This window comes from Streptococcus taonis, from assembly GCF_029948085.1.
Lineage (GTDB): Bacteria > Bacillota > Bacilli > Lactobacillales > Streptococcaceae > Streptococcus > Streptococcus taonis.
On record NZ_JARZZP010000006.1, the window covers coordinates 111,469 to 131,583 of the forward strand.

The 20,115-nt window shown below is 37.7% G+C and carries 19 protein-coding genes and 1 pseudogene; 9 read left to right on the forward strand and 11 right to left on the reverse strand.

Annotation, left to right across the window (positions count from 1 at the left end; genetic code table 11):
• Nucleotides 1-5: 5 nt before the first annotated feature.
• Together QEZ38_RS04715 and QEZ38_RS04720 are read right to left on the reverse strand one after the other, a co-directional pair.
• Nucleotides 6-743, reverse strand: a complete 738-nt coding sequence (locus QEZ38_RS04715; RefSeq protein ID WP_248034716.1) for a response regulator transcription factor — start codon at nt 741-743, stop codon at nt 6-8.
• A gap of 4 nt (nt 744-747) precedes the next feature.
• Nucleotides 748-1,086, reverse strand: coding sequence for a LytTR family DNA-binding domain-containing protein (locus QEZ38_RS04720; protein ID WP_248034717.1), 339 nt, complete (start codon nt 1,084-1,086; stop codon nt 748-750).
• A gap of 276 nt (nt 1,087-1,362) precedes the next feature.
• Between QEZ38_RS04720 and QEZ38_RS04725 the strand changes: the two genes are divergently transcribed.
• The gene (locus QEZ38_RS04725; protein WP_049549671.1) at nt 1,363-1,692 is read left to right on the forward strand and encodes a hypothetical protein; all 330 of its coding nucleotides are present in this window, start codon (nt 1,363-1,365) and stop codon (nt 1,690-1,692) included.
• Between the two features lie 385 nt (nt 1,693-2,077).
• Here the strand turns inward: QEZ38_RS04725 and QEZ38_RS04730 are convergent, their stop codons facing one another.
• The gene (locus QEZ38_RS04730) at nt 2,078-3,127 is read right to left on the reverse strand and encodes an ABC transporter permease (protein ID WP_281335178.1); all 1,050 of its coding nucleotides are present in this window, start codon (nt 3,125-3,127) and stop codon (nt 2,078-2,080) included.
• A complete protein-coding gene (locus QEZ38_RS04735; RefSeq protein WP_281335179.1) occupies nt 3,124-3,855 on the reverse strand; it encodes an ABC transporter ATP-binding protein in 732 nt (243 codons plus the stop codon). The genes QEZ38_RS04730 and QEZ38_RS04735 overlap by 4 nt, the downstream gene beginning before the upstream one ends.
• A gap of 67 nt (nt 3,856-3,922) precedes the next feature.
• On the opposite strand from QEZ38_RS04735, the gene QEZ38_RS04740 reads away from it, so the two are divergent.
• From QEZ38_RS04740 to QEZ38_RS04750, 3 genes are all read left to right on the forward strand, one after another.
• On the forward strand, nt 3,923-4,333 hold the full coding sequence (locus QEZ38_RS04740) for an HIT family protein (protein ID WP_281335180.1): 411 nt from the start codon (nt 3,923-3,925) through the stop codon (nt 4,331-4,333).
• Between the two features lie 9 nt (nt 4,334-4,342).
• A complete protein-coding gene (locus QEZ38_RS04745; protein ID WP_045763640.1) occupies nt 4,343-4,630 on the forward strand; it encodes a hypothetical protein in 288 nt (95 codons plus the stop codon).
• A gap of 85 nt (nt 4,631-4,715) precedes the next feature.
• Nucleotides 4,716-5,369 (forward strand): hypothetical protein, encoded by a 654-nt coding sequence (locus tag QEZ38_RS04750; protein ID WP_281335181.1) that lies wholly within the window; start codon nt 4,716-4,718, stop codon nt 5,367-5,369.
• An 87-nt stretch (nt 5,370-5,456) separates the two neighbouring features.
• On the opposite strand, the gene dnaJ is transcribed toward QEZ38_RS04750, so the two are convergent.
• From dnaJ to QEZ38_RS04780, 6 genes are all read right to left on the reverse strand, one after another.
• A complete protein-coding gene (dnaJ, locus tag QEZ38_RS04755) occupies nt 5,457-6,593 on the reverse strand; it encodes a molecular chaperone DnaJ (RefSeq protein WP_049530135.1) in 1,137 nt (378 codons plus the stop codon).
• A 266-nt stretch (nt 6,594-6,859) separates the two neighbouring features.
• Nucleotides 6,860-7,492, reverse strand: a complete 633-nt coding sequence (locus QEZ38_RS04760; RefSeq protein WP_281335182.1) for a DJ-1/PfpI family protein — start codon at nt 7,490-7,492, stop codon at nt 6,860-6,862.
• A 208-nt stretch (nt 7,493-7,700) separates the two neighbouring features.
• Nucleotides 7,701-9,524: a molecular chaperone DnaK gene (dnaK, locus tag QEZ38_RS04765; RefSeq protein ID WP_281335183.1), complete on the reverse strand. Its 1,824-nt coding sequence runs from the start codon at nt 9,522-9,524 to the stop codon at nt 7,701-7,703.
• Between the two features lie 368 nt (nt 9,525-9,892).
• Nucleotides 9,893-10,408, reverse strand: coding sequence for a nucleotide exchange factor GrpE (gene grpE / locus QEZ38_RS04770; RefSeq protein ID WP_045763635.1), 516 nt, complete (start codon nt 10,406-10,408; stop codon nt 9,893-9,895).
• A 26-nt stretch (nt 10,409-10,434) separates the two neighbouring features.
• Nucleotides 10,435-11,469, reverse strand: a complete 1,035-nt coding sequence (gene hrcA, locus QEZ38_RS04775) for a heat-inducible transcriptional repressor HrcA (RefSeq protein ID WP_049508275.1) — start codon at nt 11,467-11,469, stop codon at nt 10,435-10,437.
• Between the two features lie 167 nt (nt 11,470-11,636).
• On the reverse strand, nt 11,637-12,143 hold the full coding sequence (locus tag QEZ38_RS04780; protein ID WP_248034724.1) for a DUF2812 domain-containing protein: 507 nt from the start codon (nt 12,141-12,143) through the stop codon (nt 11,637-11,639).
• 606 nt (nt 12,144-12,749) lie between these two features.
• Between QEZ38_RS04780 and hsdR the strand changes: the two genes are divergently transcribed.
• The 5 genes and pseudogenes from hsdR to QEZ38_RS04805 form a co-directional block, all read left to right on the forward strand.
• Nucleotides 12,750-15,083 (forward strand): EcoAI/FtnUII family type I restriction enzme subunit R, encoded by a 2,334-nt coding sequence (gene hsdR / locus QEZ38_RS04785; RefSeq protein WP_281335184.1) that lies wholly within the window; start codon nt 12,750-12,752, stop codon nt 15,081-15,083.
• Nucleotides 15,084-15,095: 12 nt separating this feature from the next.
• On the forward strand, nt 15,096-16,559 hold the full coding sequence (locus QEZ38_RS04790; RefSeq protein ID WP_281335185.1) for a class I SAM-dependent DNA methyltransferase: 1,464 nt from the start codon (nt 15,096-15,098) through the stop codon (nt 16,557-16,559).
• Nucleotides 16,559-18,016: a restriction endonuclease subunit S gene (locus tag QEZ38_RS04795; RefSeq protein ID WP_281335186.1), complete on the forward strand. Its 1,458-nt coding sequence runs from the start codon at nt 16,559-16,561 to the stop codon at nt 18,014-18,016. Before QEZ38_RS04790 ends, QEZ38_RS04795 begins: the two co-directional genes overlap by 1 nt.
• A 56-nt stretch (nt 18,017-18,072) precedes the next feature.
• Nucleotides 18,073-18,870 carry a tyrosine-type DNA invertase PsrA gene (psrA, locus tag QEZ38_RS04800; protein ID WP_281335187.1) on the forward strand — a complete coding sequence of 266 codons (798 nt, stop codon included), beginning with the start codon at nt 18,073-18,075 and terminating at the stop codon, nt 18,868-18,870.
• Between the two features lie 44 nt (nt 18,871-18,914).
• A pseudogene (locus QEZ38_RS04805) lies at nt 18,915-19,490 on the forward strand (restriction endonuclease subunit S); the annotation flags it as partial.
• Here the strand turns inward: QEZ38_RS04805 and QEZ38_RS04810 are convergent.
• The coding region (locus QEZ38_RS04810) for a restriction endonuclease subunit S (RefSeq protein WP_281335189.1) at nt 19,438-20,115 on the reverse strand (678 nt) is incomplete at its 5' end. The pseudogene QEZ38_RS04805 and the gene QEZ38_RS04810 sit on opposite strands and share 53 nt — an antisense overlap.

Consider the following 20,115-nt stretch of genomic DNA (forward strand, 5'->3'; position numbering starts at 1 on the left):
CTCACTCAGTGTAAGTTATTGATAACCTCAGACACTTCCCTGACCTTATAACGCGCGATCAGACAGCTTCCACCATTGGGAAAGAAAAGGAGTTTTTCTTTCTTATCCAAACGAACTACATTGGTTGGATTGATGAGGAAGGAGCGATGGCACTGCAAGAGACGTGGCTCCTGCTTGAGAACCTCCTCTAAACTCGCCGTAAATTCCAACCTGTCTGTCTTGGTATAGAGGATAACACGATGGGGTCTTGGGGATGTTTCGAGATAGTAAACCTCTTTAAAAGGATACTGGAATTGAGCAAATTTTGATTTAAAGTAAAAGCAATCGTCCGCCAGACTTTTACTATCTTGACTATTGGCATAGAGGAGGGCTGTCTCGATACGAGATTCAAACTCCTCTGCCGACAAGGCCTTATCAATGTAGTCCAAAGCTGAAACTTGGTAGCGAAAAGACAGGGGCATAAACTCTGAGTGAGTCGTCACAAAGACAATCAGGGCATAAGGATCCCGATCCCGAATCTTTCTAGCCACTTCCAGACCCTTCATCTCTTCGTTTCGAATCTCAATGTCCAAAAAGAAAAGCTGATGCGCCCCCTTCTCATGCACCTCTGCCAGCAGTTGGTTTGGCTTGCCAAAAACTTCAAAAGAACTGGGAATGATACTCTGTTTTTTCAAAAGTTTTTCAATCGTCGTTTCAATTCTTGCTTGTTGGGAAAAATCATCTTCTAAAACAAAAATTCTCATCTTCTTACTCTCCTTCTTTCAACCATTTTTGGCGAATTTCTCTATAACGACGTCTGGAATACTGAACAGCATATCGACCTTCTTCTCCAAGAAAAAGAGTCTTTGATTGGAGTTCCATGGATTTTACTCGTTCAAGGTTGACCAGACAATTCCGATGACATCTCGTTAAGGTTTCCCCATATTGTTTCTCAAGCTTGCTTAAATTTTGAAACAGATCAAAGCTAGCTTCTTTAGTAAAAATCTGCACGGTATGGGCTTTACTTGGATGCGTTTGGATATAGTAGATATCCTTTATGTTTAATTTAAAAATTTCTTTCTCTTTTTGGATGATGATATAGTTCATGGATAAAACCTCCTGTAGAGAGGATATCATAAGTCTAGCAACTAATTTTCACCAAATCCTAAACGGTCCTCAAAAATTCCTAAAGTGTTGAATTTTTTACTAAATAACCATGATAACCTTACAACTATTTTATCATAAAATCCCGCTATTACCATTCAGGAAATTTCAATGACAATTAAAGATTTGTAGATAAAAAAAGAGTAAAAAGTGATAGGCTATGATTAGAAAGACAAAGGCTTAAAACAACTTTAAAACCATCACAAAGGAGGAATTCTCATGACAGAAACAGACCCAATCAAAAGAGCTCAGACACTGATAACTGAGTTAAACAAAGCCTACCAAGTCTGCAAACAGGCAACAACTGACGATGTCCGTTTCCAGGAGCAACTGGACAATATCCTCTGCTTTCTCTCTAAAGCTGAGACAGTGGATAATCGATTCTTGATTGAGCTGGAAAAATTTTACCAAACTTCCAGTCTTCTCATGGGCCTCAGTGCTCTCAATCCAGATGCCCCTACCCGTGCCGCTTGGAGAGCCTATGACCGCTTCCACTTTGACCAAGTCAAAACCAAGTTGAGTCTCTACGGGCCAACCCTTATCTTGTAGTAACTAAAAAGAAGCTGAGACAGATTGAACTCAACTTCTTTTTTAGTATCATATAAGCAATGTTATACTCAATGAAAATCAAAGAGCAAACTAGGAAGCTAGCCGCAGGTTGATCAAAGCACCGCTTTGAGGTTGCAGATAAAGCTGACGTGGTTTGAAGAGATTTTCGAAGAGTATAAGTCTCTACGGTCCAACCCTTATCTTGTAGTAACTAAAAAGAAGCTGAGACAGATTGAACTCAACTTCTTTTTTAGTATCATATAAGCAATGTTATACTCAATGAAAATCAAAGAGCAAACTAGGAAGCTAGCCGCAGGTTGCTCAAAGCACTGCTTTGAGGTTGCAGATGGATGCTGACCTAGTTTGAAGAGATTTTCGAAGAGTATTAGTCCTGCATCTGACGTTTCACCTGATAAGGGAGATACAAAATTTGTAAGACCAGTCCAGCTCCAAGGAGTGCTAGAAGGGCTAGTTTTTCTTGGAGGGTGATCAACCCAACTACCAGTTGAACCAATAAAACAAAACCAGTCAATCCTCGGACAACCGCCTGTAACCCTTTTTCCTTTTGCCCCTTGTCTAGCGGGAAAAGTTGAGTCAAATATTGGTAATCAAAGGCATGATAGAGGGCCAGCAACTGGAAGAGTAGGAGATAGTTAAATAAAACTACCACTGCTGTCGCTATCCAAGCTTGCTCGATAAAGATCAACGCCAGCAAAGATAGAAAGAGGAGACGAAGACTGAGGGCAAAAAGATCTCCATTTCGCAAATAAGAACGAAGATAGAGGTTCTGCCAGATCTTGCTCGGCACCTTCTGAACTGCTTTTAGGATAAAGTCTAGATAAGCTCGTCGCTTGACGCTGTTTGAAATTCCCTTAACTTGGGTAAAGAGGGCAAAGAAACGAAGTAAAAACTGCTTGCGTTTACTTTCTTGGGCAATCACATAGTCCCAGTCCAGATGATTTGCACTAAAAAACTTGCCAGCTTTTTTCTGAAACAGGAAATATTTCCCGACTCCCAACAGAAGAACATAGACCCCAAAAACTCCTAAGCCCAAACCCATGGCTAAAAATAACGGAGCAAAAAAGAGCAAAAAGAGAGTCTGTACACTGACCCAAAAGATGAAGGAAACTAGACTTTGCTTCTGGATATGTTCTCTTACTTCTTCTTCAGCTACTAAGAGAAAGAGCTTATCAGGCGCTTCCACATAGGTCGCTATTCCTCCCCAAAGTAAGAGTAAAACAGAGACAATCCCAATTAAACCACGGATCGGTAAATAATTCTCAGGAAAATGCTGGAGCAGCTGACTATACTGATAGGCTAGAAAACCTACCAAGACCAGTAAAAACAAGACAAAGTGATCATTGAGCACATAACGAAGATAACCGACACACTCTTTACGAAAAGCCTGCTTTCGCTTTAGAAACAAGTCTTTCATCTGTCCTCCTCTTTGGTCAAAGCCAAATAGATATCATTGAGACTTGCTTCTGGCATGGCAAAAGCTTGTCTCAGCTCTTCAAGATCCCCTTTAGCTCTCACTTGGCCTTTATGAAGAATGACAAAAGAGTCACATATTTTTTCAGCAGAGTCAAGAACGTGGGTACTCATGAGAATAGACTTGCCTTTTTTCTTTTCAAGATCCAAAAGCTGAATCAAGTCTGAAATAGCCAAGGGATCAAGACCAAGGAAAGGTTCATCGACGATAAAGAGACTCGGATCCACGACAAAGGCACAGATAATCATGACCTTCTGTTTCATCCCTTTCGAAAAATGAACAGGGAACCAATCTAATTTCTGATCTAAACGGAACATTTTTAAAAGAGGTTCTACACGTTCAAAAGCTAGATTTTGCTCAATACCATAGGCCATGGCAACCGTCTCGATATGTTCTCTGAGAGTCAATTCCTCGTACAAACTAGGAGTTTCAGGAATGTAACCAATCTGCTGACGATATTCTCGCGGATTGGCACCTAAGGTTAGCCCGTCGATGTTTATTTCTCCACTATAAGGTGTCAAAAGTCCAATAATTTCATTGATAGTCGTTGATTTTCCAGCACCATTGAGACCGATCAAACCGACCAACTGTCCACTCTCGACTGTAAAGGACACGTCTTTCAAGACAGGGACATGAACATAGCCCCCTGTCAGATTTTTAATTTCTAACATATTTTCTCCAAATCTGGTATAATGTAGCTATATTATATCAAAATTCAATACAGTAGAGGTAGATTTTATGTCAGATTGCATTTTTTGTAAAATTATCGCAGGAGAGATTCCCGCATCAAAGGTTTACGAAGATGATCAAGTTCTTGCCTTCCTTGATATCTCACAAGTAACACCTGGTCACACCTTGGTCGTACCAAAAGAACACTATCGCAACCTTTTAGAAATGGACGCTACAAGTGCCAGCCAACTGTTCGCCCAAGTACCACAGGTTGCTCAAAAAGTCATGAAAGCCACCAAAGCTGAAGGTATGAATATCATTGCCAACTGCGAAGAAGTTGCTGGACAAACCGTTTTCCATACCCATGTCCACCTTGTTCCTCGCTATAGTGCAGATGACGACCTCAAAATTGACTTTGTCGCACATGAACCAGACTTCGACAAACTTGCCCAAGTCGCTGAAACGATCAAAAATGCTTAAGGAGTCACTATGAAACTATCAAACTTACTACTTTTTGCAGGCTCTGCAGTCGGTTCATACCTCCTCGTTAAGAATCGCCAAGCTATCACTGAAGAAGTTCTAGATACAACTGATCGTGTTGAAGCCATTAAGGATGACTTGGATATCATCCAAGATAGCCTGCAAATTATCGACCAACAAAAAGAACTCATCAAGGAATATCAAAAAGATTTGACCTATAAGTTTAAAGTCCTGGAAAAAGACGTCCAAACGAGACTTGCTGTACTAAAAGAATTGCAGGAAACTGAAGAAAACTAAGTAAAAGAAAATCTCCAACTTTCCTTATTCCCCTTTAAAGCCATTTTGGGTCAGCAGATCCTAACAGACCAGGGAGGGCATGAAAATGAAACAGTTTTTTAAAGTTCTGACACGGATCGTCCTGATCGTTTGTGGTGCTCTCTGCCTTCTTACAGCCCTGGCATTTCTAATACTGGCCAATCTGTTCAAGGCCTCACCAAGTGACATCCGAGAAGGAAATGAATCCTTAAAACAAATCTTTATCTCCCTTGACCTGCCTCCTGAGAAAGTAGAATCAAATGGAAGCTATCAATTCGAGGGTGGAGGCTTAGATTTTTATGTGACTTTCTCTGATGATGTTGTCAATAGCCACCCAGTCCTAAAAGAAAGCCCAAACCTTACTAAAAACCGACTCAAAGTCTATGTCTTAAACACAGGAGATATTTCCTACCATTCAGTAGAAGACAACTTATTCAATCATGGTTTATTCCAATTTTTAGAGGAGGAAGGCGAGAAGTATTTCCGAGAAAACGGAAAGAAATCACATTCTTCTTACACAATTCTAACTTTGAATGATTCGGAAAGCATGAAAAAGGGAATCGCATTTTATGAAAAAGCTTTGACCTTGGTGGATATTCAGGATAATTCAGCAATTAAGCACATTGATACCGTCACCGTGAAACCTGGCAAGGAAGCGGAACTCAAGCAACTCATCCAAGATATGGATGCTGCTAGCTTACTCACTCAAAAATATCAATAACAGACCAGTCTGAGAATGATTTCTCCCATGCTAAAATCCCTAAAGATTGCACGAAAAAGAGCCCGAAGGCTCTTTTTACTTTATGCTTTATTCTCCTTCAAAGGCATCCTTAATATGGTCAAAGAAGCCTTTTTTCTTTGGATTTACTTTTAAATCACCTGCAGCTGCGAATTCTTTCAAGGCTGCTTTTTGGCGGTCATTCAAGCCTGTTGGAGTCACGACATTGACAGTCACGTATTGGTCACCAAGGGCACCACCACGAAGGCTAGGCGCACCTTTACCACGTAGGCGGAATCGTTTACCAGTCTGAGTTCCTTCTGGAATGACTAATTCTACATCACCATGAACTGTAGGAATGTCTACTGTATCACCAAGTGCTGCTTGAACAAAATTGAGGTTCAAATTGTAGAAGATAGTAGTTCCTTCACGTTCAAACTTATCACTAGCTTCAACTGAAACCACCACGTACAAGTCACCATAAGGGCCTCCATTAAATCCTGCTTCACCCTGACCAGCTAGGCGAATTTGTTGACCTGTTTCCACACCAGCAGGGATTTTTACGTGTACGCTATGGGCTTGTTTTTCATGACCAGTTCCATGACAGGTTGTACATGGATCTTTGATTTCTTGACCACGGCCATGACAGACATCACAGGTTACCTGGCGACGCATCATACCGAGCGGTGTTTGGGTATCAACATTGATCACACCTGAACCATGACAGCGTCCACAAGTAACTGGACTTGTTCCAGGTTTAGCACCAGACCCATTACAAGTACGACAGCTTGCTTCACGATTGTATTTGACTTCCTTTTCTGTACCAAAAATAGCTTCTTCAAAAGTCAAATGAACGCGATACTGGAGGTCGTCACCTTGACGAGGGGCGTTTGGATTACGTGATGCACCGCCACCACCAAAGAAGCTTGAGAAGATATCTTCAAATCCGCCAAAACCACCTGCTCCATCGAAGCCACCGAAACCGCCAGCACCACCAAAACCACCATTGGCACCCGCAGCACCGTATTGGTCATAGGCAGCACGTTTCTGTTCATCGCTCAAAGTTTCATAAGCTTCTTGAACTTCCTTGTACTTGTCCTCAGCTCCAGGATCCTTGTTGATATCTGGATGATATTTTTTAGATAATTTCCGATAGGCTTTCTTGATCTCATCTTGAGACGCATTCTTAGAAACACCCAAACGGTCATAAAATTCAGTATTGTTCATACAAGATACTAAGAGCGAACAGAAAGCGACTGAAATTTAGGAAACCGACAAGAAATCCTGATTTCTTAGGAGGTTTATCTAATTTCCAAGCTTTCCGCTCGAGTTCAATTCCCCGAACGCTCTTTGTTCCTTTCTATTGATGTTGTGAATCAAACCACGAATTTAGGTCGGGGTCAATTCCTTTCTTTCATATTGAATTAGAAACTTTGGAACTCGTGTTCAGTTGCGAACACTCTTTGTTCCTTTCTATAATTTTCATGTAATCTTTAGAGGATGTTTTCTATACTTTGCTTCACTTGTTCAAATTCTTGGTTTGATAGAGTAAATATCAAATCCTCTTCAGCGTACTCGTTCTGTTCTTTAAAATAGTTGTCAGTATTTTCTGCCAAACCTAGACTAAGAATTACTTTTCTTGCAAACTCTTGATGAGCAAAACCGATAGCCGTAATGATCTGTTTATCTTGCACAAGAACTTTCGGTTGGAAATTTTCACGTGGAAGAAATTTAAAATAGTCAAAGAAGTTTTGCCAAATTCCACCTGTAAATTTCGTGTCCTTAAACAGACCTGCTTTCGCCAATAAAAGAGGCGCTGAAGAAATGGCTGCAATGAGGATATCTTGATCACCAAGGTCCCTCAAAAACGAAATCAATTTCTCATCGTGTAGAGCAGGACCTATATTCACCATTCCTGGCAAAATGACACAAGAATACTCTTCTATACGGATCTGATCTAGTGTTTTGGTCGGTTGACAGGGCAAACCATCCTCAGAGACCACCATCGAATGATCTGAAGCGACATAATCAATCGTGACGTCAAAAGACAGAGCTAAAGTACTTGTTAAAGCGGTTATCTCATAAAGAGAAAAGTTAGGATAAATGATACAAAGTACTTTTTTCATACGCAACATCCTCTATTTTACCGAAAAACAGAGGCTGGGTTGCAACCTCTGGATTTCTTCCTATCATTACGACGTTCAAAAACAAAGTCGATTATACTTTGTTTTTGAACTAGTAAGGCTGAATTGAGTTTCGGATTAAAGGAATCCTAAAATCTCGGAACCTTTCTTTATTTCAAGAGGTTCCGCTAAAACAATCCACTGGATTGTTTTACTTTTCAGTAAACTCTCCGTCTACGACGTCATCGCCTGCGTTTCCTGTTGCTTGTGCGCCTTCTGCTCCTGCTTGAGCTTGTTGCGCTGCTGCGGCTTGTTCATAGAGTTTAACGGCAAGTCCTTGAGCTTTTTCGTTCAATGCTTCAAGTTTTGCTTTCATTTCGTCCAAGTTGTTGTCTTCTTGGGCTTTCTTAAGCTCATCAAGGGCAGCTTGGGCAGCATCACGTTCTGCATCGAAGCCTTTACCTTCAGTTTCTTTGATTGTCTTTTCAGTCGCAAAGATTGCTTGGTCTACTTCGTTACGAAGGTCAACTTCTTCTTTACGTTTCTTATCTGCTTCAGCGTTAGCTTCTGCATCTTTCATCATGCGGTCGATTTCTTCGTCTGTCAAACCTGAGTTAGATTGGATAACAATTGTTTGTTCTTTTTGAGTTCCAAGGTCTTTGGCCTTAACAGATACGATACCGTTCTTATCGATATCAAATGTTACTTCGATTTGTGGGATACCACGAGGTGCAGCTGGGATATCTGTCAATTGGAAGCGTCCAAGAGTCTTGTTATCTGCTGCCATTGGGCGTTCACCTTGAAGAACGTGGATATCAACGGCTGGTTGGTTGTCTGCTGCAGTTGAGAAGACTTGTGATTTAGATGTTGGAATAGTTGTGTTACGGTCGATGAGTTTTGTGAAGACTCCACCCATTGTTTCGATACCAAGTGACAATGGTGTTACGTCAAGAAGGACAACGTCTTTCACATCACCTGTGATCACACCACCTTGGATAGCGGCACCCATAGCAACAACTTCATCAGGGTTCACTGATTTATTTGGTTCTTTACCAGTTTCAGCTTTAACGGCTTCTACAACGGCAGGAATACGAGTTGAACCACCAACAAGGATCACTTCGTCGATATCTGACAAGCTCAAACCTGCATCTGAAAGGGCTTGACGAACTGGAACTTTTGTACGTTCTACAAGGTCACGAGTCAAATCGTCAAATTTGGCACGAGTCAATGTCATTTCCAAGTGAAGAGGTCCAGCCTCACCAGCAGTGATGAATGGCAAGCTGATTTGTGTTGAAGTCACACCAGAAAGGTCTTTCTTCGCTTTTTCAGCTGCGTCTTTCAAACGTTGAAGAGCCATCTTGTCTGTTGACAAGTCAATGCCGTTTTCTTTCTTGAATTCTGCTACCAAGTGGTCGATGATTTTTTGGTCAAAGTCATCACCACCGAGTTTGTTATCCCCTGCAGTTGCCAATACATCAAAGACACCGTCACCCAATTCAAGGATAGATACGTCAAATGTACCACCACCAAGGTCGAATACCAAGATTTTTTCTTCTTTGTCAGTCTTGTCCAAACCATAAGCAAGAGCTGCTGCAGTTGGTTCGTTGACGATACGTTCTACTTCAAGACCAGCAATTTTACCAGCGTCTTTTGTTGCTTGACGTTGTGCATCGTTGAAGTAAGCAGGAACTGTAATAACAGCTTTGGTTACTTTTTCACCAAGGTAATCTTCAGCGTAACCTTTCAAGTATTGAAGGATCATAGCTGAGATTTCTTGTGGAGTGTATTCTTTACCGTTAGCAGAAACTTTTTCAGAAGTTCCCATCTTAGATTTAATAGAGATCACTGTATCTGGGTTTGTGACTGCTTGACGTTTTGCAGCGTCACCAACGATGATTTCACCGTTTTTGAATGACACTACAGATGGAGTTGTACGGTTACCTTCTGGGTTTGCGATGATTTTTGATTCAGTTCCTTCAAGAACTGCTACTGCTGAGTTTGTTGTACCTAAGTCAATACCGATAATTTTAGACATATGTTTTTCTCCTTAAGTTTTATCTTCTTTTTTTCTTTTTGATATTTTCTCTTAAGTGGCGACGCCGTCAGAGCTTGACTTCGTCAATCTCTTTGACTAAACTTTGAGCCTCAGGTCTCAAAGTTTGCGAAAATACCGCCACGGCGAAGAGTATCGCCTTTGGTTCGCTACGCTCACTATTGGTAAAGCCGAACCGTTTCTTATCTTTCTTTCATAGTTTATTGTCGTTTCGGACAAGTTTCCTATTATGTTACGACACGAGAAGTCGAAATCGATATTATTTCGACGACGAGTTAGTAAGGAGGCTAGGCAAACGCCATAGCGATTGCCGTTTTCTGACGAGTTGCTTTAGCTACCGTCAGAATTGCCTAGTTATAAACCACTACCATAGCCGGTCTTAGGATACGGTCATGGAGTTTGTAGCCTTTTTGGAAGACTTGTGCGATGGTATCTGCTGGATGTTCGTCATCTGCAGGCACGGTTTGGATGGCCATGTGGTAGTTATGGTCAAATTCTCCATCTGCTGGAATTTCTTCAATTCCTTCTTCTTTCAGAGCATGTACCAAACTTTCTTGGACCATTTCCAAGCCCTTCTTCACATCATCTGTCAACCCTTCAACAGCAAGAGCACGTTCGAGGTTATCCAATGATGGTAAGATTGCTTTCGCCAAATCTTGGCTGCGATAGCGCTGCAAGAGTTGACGTTCTTCATTGGCACGACGCTGAATGTTTTGCATTTCTGCATGAGCACGAAGGTATTTGTTTTCAAATTCTTCGGCACGTTCATTTGCCAAGTCCAGTTCAGACTTCTCAGGAGTTGTTTCTTCAGCTGTTTCTACAACTTCCTCTTCTTTTACTTCTTCATTTTTAATATCTTGGGCCATTTTCGCCTCCTTTAATGATTTCAATTTTAATTCACTTCATAGTGATTGCTGCTGAGATAGCGGTAAAAATCCGTCAACTTCATAGTCAAAACTCGATTGACAACATTAAGTTGATTGACCAATTGTTGATAATCCAGATTAACCGGACCTATAATCGCAAGAATTCCAAATCCACGATAGGGAATCAGGAACTTACTGCTAATCACTGCTAAGTCAGCAAGACAAGATTCTTGACTATCCGCAACTCGGACACTTTGCATCTGGTCGCCAATCAGATTCTCTCGAATTTCTAAAGCTACTTTTTGTGGCTGATCAAAAAACTGATAAGCTGCTAGATTTGCGAAATTCAAAAGATTAACTTTCCCAGAAACCACGATATTTTCATTGAACATTTCTTTGAAGATATGTTCAACGAGGTCCATGACGTTATCCGTTGTTGTAAAGTAACGTTGGATAATCTGCGGAATCTCTGTTCGAATCTTGTAGTGAATATCCAAAACAGTCTGATCCAGGAAACGCTCTTGAATCATGGTCTTGAGGCGATTTAAATCCTCCTGCAAGAAATTTCTCGGAATCAAAAACTGACTGGTAACTGTTCTAGACTCATCAAGCGTAAAAACTGCCAGTGCTGTATGTTGTCCGAGGACAACAATATCAAAAGCTGTCAGCTTCTGCCTACTTGGTTCAACATCTAGTGCTACAACCGTACAACCACTCAAGTCTGACAAGATTTTAGTTGCCTCTTGAAGGATATCCTCAAGTTTGAAGAATTCTTGATCAAAGGCTTTTACAATCTCATAAACTTGATTTTCAGCTAAACGGTCAAAGGATAGGGAGTGTTTGACATAGTATTGAAAACCAGCCACACTCGGCATCCGACCACTGGAAGTATGTGCCTTTTCAAGCAAACCTTGCTTTTCTAGAGCTGCCATATCATTTCGAATAGTAGCACTACTAGAGTTGATAGACTCTTGCAAGGCCTTAGATCCAACAGGTTCGTGCGTTTTGGTAAAGATGTCAATAATCAGATTTAAAATATTCTGCTGACGTTCTGTAACCATCTCGCTACTCCTCTCTGATAGATCTTTTTTAGCACTCGGCGCATCTAAGTGCTAACTTATGATTCTATTATACACCCTTAAAAGAGAATGTCAAGACAAAAACTCAAAAAATTAGCACTCTTTTATCAAGAGTGCTAAAAATCAGTCTGAGGACCTAGAAACTATTGTCAATCAAGCAGATATTTCCGTCTAAGTCTGTAAAAACTATAGATTAGATAAGTAATCATGAGAGCATATAGGGCAAAAATAATGAAGAAAGACCGAGAGAGACTTTCGCGAAACAGGCTCATACAAACAACTAGACCGCCAGAGATAGAAACTGTAGCTGTACGAAATCCAGATTTCACACCAGCCCATCGAAGACGATTGTCCATGAAAGATTGATCATTTAAATCTACATCACAAGTTGCCTTTCGAAAAACAGTATAAGAACAATTTTCCACAAATTCCCATCTTCTATCCTTAATACTTTGTAAATCTACCTCATTTTTTCTAAGATAGCTAGTATTCCATACACAGTAAACCACATCATCTGGTTGGCATTGTTCAAAATAGAAAAATCCAAAACGATTCGATTTAAATTTCCAACCTTTCAAATACATCTCATGCAAATAATCTTCTACCTTATCCAAATCAAAAATGGTAAACATTCGAAATTGTACTTTGCTATTCATTGTCTGACCTCCAAATTAGAAAACATGCTTGATTTTATTTATCGGATAATTCTTTCCATTTTTGAAACAATCTCCAACAAATATAAGAAATCTGAATCGCAAAAACTATCAATAAAGTACAGTCTATGCTAACAATCAAAAACATTCCCCAACTGAAAGAACCTCTTCCACTGAGTAACTTTGAGAAAACCGGTAGTAGCGCTGAAAAGAGAAACAAGACAGGAAGCATCCGCATTGTTAAAATCCGTTTGACATAAAAAAATCTTTATTTAAACAAAAATATTATGGTGAAATTTACGCCAATTTTTGAACTGCTGATGTAGATATTTTATACTTTCAAAATGTTTAAATGTGATTATTTATTTTTGAAAAATAGCTCACCAGCCCGACTGAAAGTGCTTGTAGAATTATAATAAGTCGCCTGCCGAAAACGGCGAAAAATAGCGGTGTTATGCGGAGATAATCCGACGCAATGCGAAAGTATATTGCATACTTATTTTCAACAATTCAGCAGAGTGTTTTTATAAGTGTGATATAATAGAAGTATAATTTGTTCTGATAGTTTATTTTATGGAGAAGTAGACTTTTAGAATGCGGAGGTTCAATATGGTTGAGTTTATAAAGTCTAAGAAAGAAATGAGTGAGGAGGATATTAAAGCAAATTTCATCACTCCTGCTATTGTATCCAAAGGATGGAAAAATGGTGAGCATATCGCTTACGAAGAATACTTCACTGATGGTCGAATTGAGGTTAGAGGAGATAAGGCTCGTCGCAAAGAAGGAAAAAAATCAGACTATTCACTGTATTACCAATTTGGAACTCGAATTGCAATTGTTGAGGCAAAGGATAATAAACACAGCGTTCGAGCAGGATTACAACAAGCTATTGAATATGGAGAGATTTTAGATGTTCCATTTGTTTATTCTTCGAATGGTGATGGCTTTATTGAACACGACCGTATCACGAGAGAAGAACGTGAGCTGGAGTTAGACGAATTCCCTACTCGTGAAGAATTATTTTCTCGTATGACGAAGGAAAAAGGATTGACGTACGAGATTACAGAAGCTATCTCAACTCCATACTATACAGATGCCTTCTCAATGAAAACGCCACGCTATTATCAGCAAATAGCTATCAACCGTACTATTGAAACAGTTGCCAGAGGACAAAAACGAGTAATGTTTGTGATGGCAACAGGAACGGGGAAAACGTTCATGGCTTTTCAAATTATTCATCGCCTTCGAAAAGCTGGTTTGGCTAAACGAGTTTTATTCTTAGCGGATAGAAACATCTTAGTAGACCAAACGATGGCTGAAGACTTTAAGCCATTCGAAAAGGTAATGACGAAAATTACACCAAAACTTTTGACTGCTCCTGAAAAATTAAATTCTTTTGAAATTTATCTAGGGCTTTATCAGCAACTTACTGGTGAAGATGGAACTGAAACACGTTATCACAAGTTTGACAAAGACTTCTTTGATTTAATCGTAATTGATGAAGCGCACCGTGGTTCAGCTAAGGAAGACAGTAACTGGCGTAAGGTGATTGATTATTTCAGTTCTGCGACACAGATTGGGATGACCGCTACTCCTAAAGAAACCAAGAATGCTTCCAATACAGAATACTTTGGTGAGCCAATCTATACTTATAGTTTAAAACAGGGAATCGAGGATGGTTTTTTGGCTCCATATCGTGTTATGAGGGTTAATTTAGATGTGGATGTGGATGGTTATCGCCCAGAAACTGGAAAAGTTGATTCTAACGGACAATTAATAGAAGATAGGTACTACGGCAGGAAAGATTTTGACAAAACCATTGTCATTGATGATAGAACACAAAGAGTTGCCAAGTTTGTTTCTGATTATATGAAGCAAAACAATGCACGATTTGATAAAACAATTGTTTTTTGTGTTGATATTGACCATGCCGAACGAATGCGTGCTGCACTTGTCAAAGAGAATCTAGACTTAGTCCAAGAAGACTATCGTTATGTCATGCAAGTAACTGGTGACAACGCTGAAGGAAAAGCTCAACTGGATAACTTTATGGATGTCAATTCTAATTTTCCCGCTATTGTAACAACGTCTAAATTATTAACGACAGGAGTTAATGCTAAAACATGTCGTTTGATTGTTTTAGACTCTAATATCCAATCCATGACTGAATTTAAACAAATTATTGGTCGTGGCACACGTCTTTATCCTCAAAAGGGGAAAGAATTTTTTACGATTATTGATTTTCGAAATGTTACCAATTTGTTTGCCGACCCTGATTTTGATGGTGAACCAGTGAAGGTTCTGGAAACGGGCGCAAAAACAAACAATGGTACTACACCTGGTTTTGTAAACGAAGGTGGTGACCCAGTAGAAAAATATATCGTTACAGATAAGCAGGTTACCATTCTTAATTCTACTGTTCAAGTATTGGACGAAAACGGGAAACTGATTACCGAAAACCTGACCGACTACACTCGGAAGAATATCTTAGGTAGCTACGCCACTTTGAACGATTTTATCACAGTTTGGCATACGGCGGATAAAAAGAAGCTTATCTTAGACGAACTTTATAAAAAAGGAGTTTATCTAGATGCTATTCGAGAGTCGGAGGGAATATCAGAACAAGAAATCGATGATTTTGATTTACTCCTAAAACTTGCCTATGGTCAAAAAGAATTAACCAAAACGGAACGTATTAATAAACTCAAACAAAGCGGATATTTATATAAATATAGTGAGGAAGCGCGTGCTGTTTTGGAAATTTTACTGGACAAATACATGGATAAAGGTATTGGAGAACTCGAAAGCATTGAAACATTAAAACTTCCAGAATTTCAGATATATGGTGGAACCTTCAAAATCATCAATACTTATTTTGGAGATAAAAAACGATATTTACAAGCAATTAAAGAATTGGAGAAAGAGCTATTTACAGTAGCTTAATGAAAGGAAAGTATGTCAATTACATCATTTGTAAAAAGAATTCAAGATATCACTCGAAACGATGCTGGTGTTAATGGTGATGCTCAACGTATTGAGCAAATGTCTTGGTTATTATTCTTAAAAATTTATGATAGCCGTGAAATGGTTTGGGAATTAGAAGAGGACGAGTATGAGTCAATTATCCCAGAGGAATTAAAATGGCGGAATTGGGCTCATGCTCAAAATGGGGAACGGGTATTGACAGGCGATGAATTACTTGATTTTGTCAATAACAAGTTATTCAAAGAGTTGAAAGAGCTTGAAATAACTTCAAATATGCCTATTCGAAAAACGATTGTTAAATCAGCTTTTGAAGATGCGAACAACTATATGAAAAATGGCGTCTTGTTACGCCAAGTCATCAATGTTATTGATGAAGTTGATTTCAATAGCCCTGAAGATCGTCATTCGTTTAATGATATTTACGAAAAAATTCTTAAAGATATTCAAAATGCTGGGAACTCAGGAGAATTTTATACGCCACGTGCAGCGACTGATTTTATCGCCGAAGTTCTTGACCCAAAACTTGGAGAATCAATGGCAGACCTTGCTTGCGGAACAGGAGGCTTCTTGACTTCGACTCTGAACCGTTTAAGTAGTCAACGTAAAACTAGTGAAGATACCAAAAAATATAATACAGCTGTTTTTGGTATTGAAAAGAAAGCATTTCCTCATCTTTTAGCAGTTACAAATCTGTTTCTTCACGAAATTGATGACCCTAAAATTGTTCATGGAAATACTTTGGAGGAAAATGTTCGTGAATATACGGATGATGAAAAATTTGACATTATTATGATGAATCCACCTTTTGGAGGGTCAGAATTAGAAACAATAAAAAATAACTTTCCAGCAGAATTACGGAGTTCTGAAACGGCTGATTTATTTATGGCTGTCATTATGTATCGTTTGAAAGAAAATGGTCGTGTTGGAGTTATTTTACCTGATGGTTTTCTATTTGGTGAAGGTGTAAAAACTCGCTTAAAACAAAAACTGGTAGATGAGTTCAACTTGCATACGATTATTAGGTTGCCTCATAGTGTCTTTGCACCGTATACAGGAATCCATACGAACATTCTTTTCTTTGATAAAACAAAGAAAACAGAAGAAACTTGGTTTTATCGTTTAGATATGCCAGATGGTTATAAAAATTTCTCGAAAACTAAGCCGATGAAGTCAGAACACTTCAATCCTGTTCGTGACTGGTGGGAAAATCGTGAAGAGATTCTGGAAGGTAAGTTCTACAAATCTAAATCATTTACACCTAGTGAATTGGCTGAGTTGAATTATAATTTAGACCAGTGTGGTTTTCCAAAAGAGGAAGAAGAAATCTTAAATCCCTTTGAGTTGATTCAGAATTATCAAGCGGAAAGAGCAACTTTAAATCATAAGATTGATAATGTATTAGCTGATATTTTGCAGTTGTTGGAGGACAAATAATGACACCAGAACAACTTAAAGTAAGCATTCTCCAAAGAGCGATGGAAGGGAAATTAGTGCCGCAAAATCCCAATGACGAACCTGCAAGTGAATTGTTAAAGAGAATTAAAACTGAAAAAGAAAAGCTTATCAGTGAAGGAAAAATCAAACGAGATAAAAAGGAAACCGAGATATTTCGTGGTGATGATGGGAAACATTATGAGAAGTTTGCTGATGGAAGCACTCAAGAAATTGATGTTCCTTATGATATTCCTGAGAATTGGAAGTGGGTGAGGATAAAATCAATTTATTGGAATTTTGGGCAAAATAAGCCAGAGAAATTCTTTAGGTATATTGATACGTCTAGTATTGATAGAAAAAAGAATATAATCAACTATAAAAATCTACAATATCTTTCACCTGAACAAGCGCCTTCCCGTGCTAGAAAATTAGTTTCGCAGAATAGTGTCTTATTTTCAACAGTTAGACCATATCTAAAAAATATTGCTGTAGTTATAGAACTTAAAGAGTATTTGATAGCTAGTACAGCATTTATTGTTTTGGATACTTTACTTAACGAAACATATTTGAAATATTATTTATTATCAGATAATTTTATCAATCGTGTTAATAATAAATCTACTGGAACAAGTTATCCTGCAATCAATGATTATAATTTTAATCTATTGTTAATTGCTATCCCTCCGCTAGCTGAACAACAACGAATAGTAGAAGCAATCGAATCAGCTTTAGAAAAAGTAGATGAATATGCTGAAAGTTATAACAGACTAGAACAGATAGATAAAGAATTTCCAGATAAACTAAAAAAATCTATTCTTCAATATGCTATGCAAGGAAAAATAGTAGAACAAGACCCAAATGATGAATCAGTCGAAGTTTTACTTGAAAAAATACGAGCAGAAAAACAAAAACTCTTTGAAGAAGGCAAGATTAAAAAGAAAGATTTGGAGATTTCTATTGTTTCCCAAGGAGATGATAACTCTTATTATGATGAAGTACCAAATACTTGGCAACTTTTGAAATTAAAAAATTTATTGCAATTGGATAATGGAACTAAACAACAAAATGAACATCTTATTTATTGGGATGCAAAGACTTTACGAGGGATTAAGGATGCTGAATTTAAAGAAAAAGGCAATAAAGTACATTCAAAAGATACAGTAATTCTTGTAGATGGAGAAAATTCAGGAGAGTTATTTATAATACCTCATGATGGATATATGGGGTCAACGTTTAAGAAAATTCACTATCTAGAAGCTGGGTCAAAGAAATATATAGATTTATATATAGACAGTAAAAAAGAACTTTTAAAAAATTCAAAAACTGGATCTGCGATCCCTCATCTTAATAAAACGTTATTTAAAGAACTTATAGTCGCCCTTCCTCCAATCCAAGAACAAAAACGTATATCAAGTAAAATCACTCAAATATTCTCACAAATTAATCGACTAATTTAGTATAATAGTTTTACGTGCGGTGGAATTTCTATCAAACATAAGATAGGAGTTTTGCGTTGAAAGATTTTGAATTACATTTGAAGAAAGCTGGTTTAGCTGAAAATACTGTGCGTTCGTACCTTTATGGTGTTCGATTTTTCTTGGAGAATTACGAACTCAAAATGGAAGAATTATTTGAATACAAAGGATATTTATTAGACAATTTTAAACCTAAAACTGTCAATTTGCGACTACAAGGAGTAAATAAATATCTGGCTTTTATTGGTCATGATGATTTGAAATTAAAATTTGTCAAAGTACAGCAAAAACCGTTTTTAGAAGATGTCATTAGCCATGCTGATTACCTTTTTCTTAAACGTAGTTTGAAAAAAGATGGTATTTTAAAATGGCATTTTGTCGTTTGGTTTTTAGGTGCAACTGGGGCTCGTGTAAGTGAACTTATTAAACTAAAAGTAGAGCATGTAGAAATCGGTTATTTTGACATTTACTCAAAAGGTGGTAAAATTCGTAGACTGTACATTCCTAAAAAATTAAGAAATAGTTGTCTTAGTTGGTTAGAATCAGAAAATCGCCGAAGTGGTTATTTATTTTTGAATAAATTTAACGAACCAATTACAGCAAGAGGAGTTGCTCAACAGTTAAAAAATTATGCAGATAAATACAAAATGAATTCTAAAGTAGTCTATCCTCATTCTTTTAGACATTTATTTGCTAAGAATTTTTTAGCGAAGTATAACGATATTGCTTTGCTAGCAGATTTGATGGGACATGAAAGTATAGAAACTACTCGAATTTATCTAAGAAAAACAGCTACCGAACAACAAAATATTGTAGATAAAATTGTTAATTGGTAAAAAAAATAACAGGTGGTCAAATTGACTATCTGCTATTTTTTTGTGATTGTGGCTCTTATTATGGGAATATACCTATGAATTGGGTTGTTATAAAAATAAAAGATATTTTTTCAATAAATACAGGTCTTTCTTACAAGAAGGGCGATTTAAGCATTAATAATAAAGGTGTTAGAATTATACGTGGTGGTAATATTAAGCCTTTAGAATTTTCTCTTTTGGATAATGATTACTACATTGATACACAATTCATCTCCTCTGAGCAAGTTTATTTAAAACATAATCAGCTAATAACACCTGTATCAACCTCTTTAGAACATATTGGAAAGTTTGCAAGAATCGATAAAGACTATGATGGTGTTGTGGCTGGAGGATTTATTTTCCAATTAACACCATTCGAAAGTTCAGAGATTATTTCAAAATTTCTATTATTTAACTTGTCCTCTCCGTTATTTTATAAACAATTGAAAGCAATAACTAAACTATCAGGTCAAGCTTTATATAATATTCCTAAAACTACACTGAGCGAGCTATTAATTCCGTTAGCTCCTTTTGAGGAACAGGAACTTATTACTCAAAAAGTTGAGAAACTTTTTGAAAAAGTAAGTCAATTTCCTGAATAATACGCATTTGTTCATTTCTAGGTAATACAGGAATCAATATGTTCCCCAAGTTATTTTTACTAACACCTCCAATTATTCCAGATTTATTTTCTTGGAAATCACTTAAAAATTGTGGACTTTGAAGAAAATAATAAAGAAATTTATTTTCTCCGTAGTAAAATGATAAATTACACAACTTATTACCAAAGCAGACATCTTGTTTCAACAATCCTATTTTGCGTCCAGCACTGCCACCTTCTAAGCACAGCAATACAGAATTGAAATAGCTAATTTTGAATTTTGACAAATAGTTATCGGGAATTCTAATGCCGTTATCATAATTAATAGTGTTATCAAAATTGACATCCTTGGTAGCAATATAATTAATCCCATCTACTCCAGAAAAATATTTTTTCTTTTCAGTAGAGTTAATACTATTTCCAGTGTAGAGATTGGAGACACTATCTAGAGTTGAAAGCATCCAGTTTCTCGGTAACTGCTCATAATAAGAGTTATCATCTCCTTGGGAAACAATAGAAATCTCCAAATCTTTCTTTTTAATCTTGCCTTCTTCAAAGAGTTTTTGTTTTTCTGCTCGTATTTTTTCAAGTAAAACTTCGACTGATTCATCATTTGGGTCTTGTTC

Excerpts from the sequence above, each read along its gene's own strand:
- dnaK (WP_281335183.1), bottom strand. The coding sequence starts at position 9,524 with ATGTCTAAAATTATCGGTATTGACTTAGGTACAACAAACTCAGCAGTA.
- QEZ38_RS04730 (WP_281335178.1), bottom strand. The coding sequence starts at position 3,127 with ATGAAAGACTTGTTTCTAAAGCGAAAGCAGGCTTTTCGTAAAGAGTGT.
- QEZ38_RS04715 (WP_248034716.1), bottom strand. The coding sequence starts at position 743 with ATGAGAATTTTTGTTTTAGAAGATGATTTTTCCCAACAAGCAAGAATT.
- QEZ38_RS04720 (WP_248034717.1), bottom strand. The coding sequence starts at position 1,086 with ATGAACTATATCATCATCCAAAAAGAGAAAGAAATTTTTAAATTAAAC.
- hsdR (WP_281335184.1), top strand. The coding sequence starts at position 12,750 with ATGGTTGAGTTTATAAAGTCTAAGAAAGAAATGAGTGAGGAGGATATT.
- QEZ38_RS04735 (WP_281335179.1), bottom strand. The coding sequence starts at position 3,855 with ATGTTAGAAATTAAAAATCTGACAGGGGGCTATGTTCATGTCCCTGTC.
- QEZ38_RS04745 (WP_045763640.1), top strand. The coding sequence starts at position 4,343 with ATGAAACTATCAAACTTACTACTTTTTGCAGGCTCTGCAGTCGGTTCA.
- QEZ38_RS04760 (WP_281335182.1), bottom strand. The coding sequence starts at position 7,492 with ATGAAAAAAGTACTTTGTATCATTTATCCTAACTTTTCTCTTTATGAG.
- QEZ38_RS04795 (WP_281335186.1), top strand. The coding sequence starts at position 16,559 with ATGACACCAGAACAACTTAAAGTAAGCATTCTCCAAAGAGCGATGGAA.
- hrcA (WP_049508275.1), bottom strand. The coding sequence starts at position 11,469 with ATGGTTACAGAACGTCAGCAGAATATTTTAAATCTGATTATTGACATC.
- dnaJ (WP_049530135.1), bottom strand. The coding sequence starts at position 6,593 with ATGAACAATACTGAATTTTATGACCGTTTGGGTGTTTCTAAGAATGCG.
- QEZ38_RS04725 (WP_049549671.1), top strand. The coding sequence starts at position 1,363 with ATGACAGAAACAGACCCAATCAAAAGAGCTCAGACACTGATAACTGAG.
- QEZ38_RS04780 (WP_248034724.1), bottom strand. The coding sequence starts at position 12,143 with ATGAATAGCAAAGTACAATTTCGAATGTTTACCATTTTTGATTTGGAT.
- grpE (WP_045763635.1), bottom strand. The coding sequence starts at position 10,408 with ATGGCCCAAGATATTAAAAATGAAGAAGTAAAAGAAGAGGAAGTTGTA.
- QEZ38_RS04740 (WP_281335180.1), top strand. The coding sequence starts at position 3,923 with ATGTCAGATTGCATTTTTTGTAAAATTATCGCAGGAGAGATTCCCGCA.
- QEZ38_RS04790 (WP_281335185.1), top strand. The coding sequence starts at position 15,096 with ATGTCAATTACATCATTTGTAAAAAGAATTCAAGATATCACTCGAAAC.
- QEZ38_RS04750 (WP_281335181.1), top strand. The coding sequence starts at position 4,716 with ATGAAACAGTTTTTTAAAGTTCTGACACGGATCGTCCTGATCGTTTGT.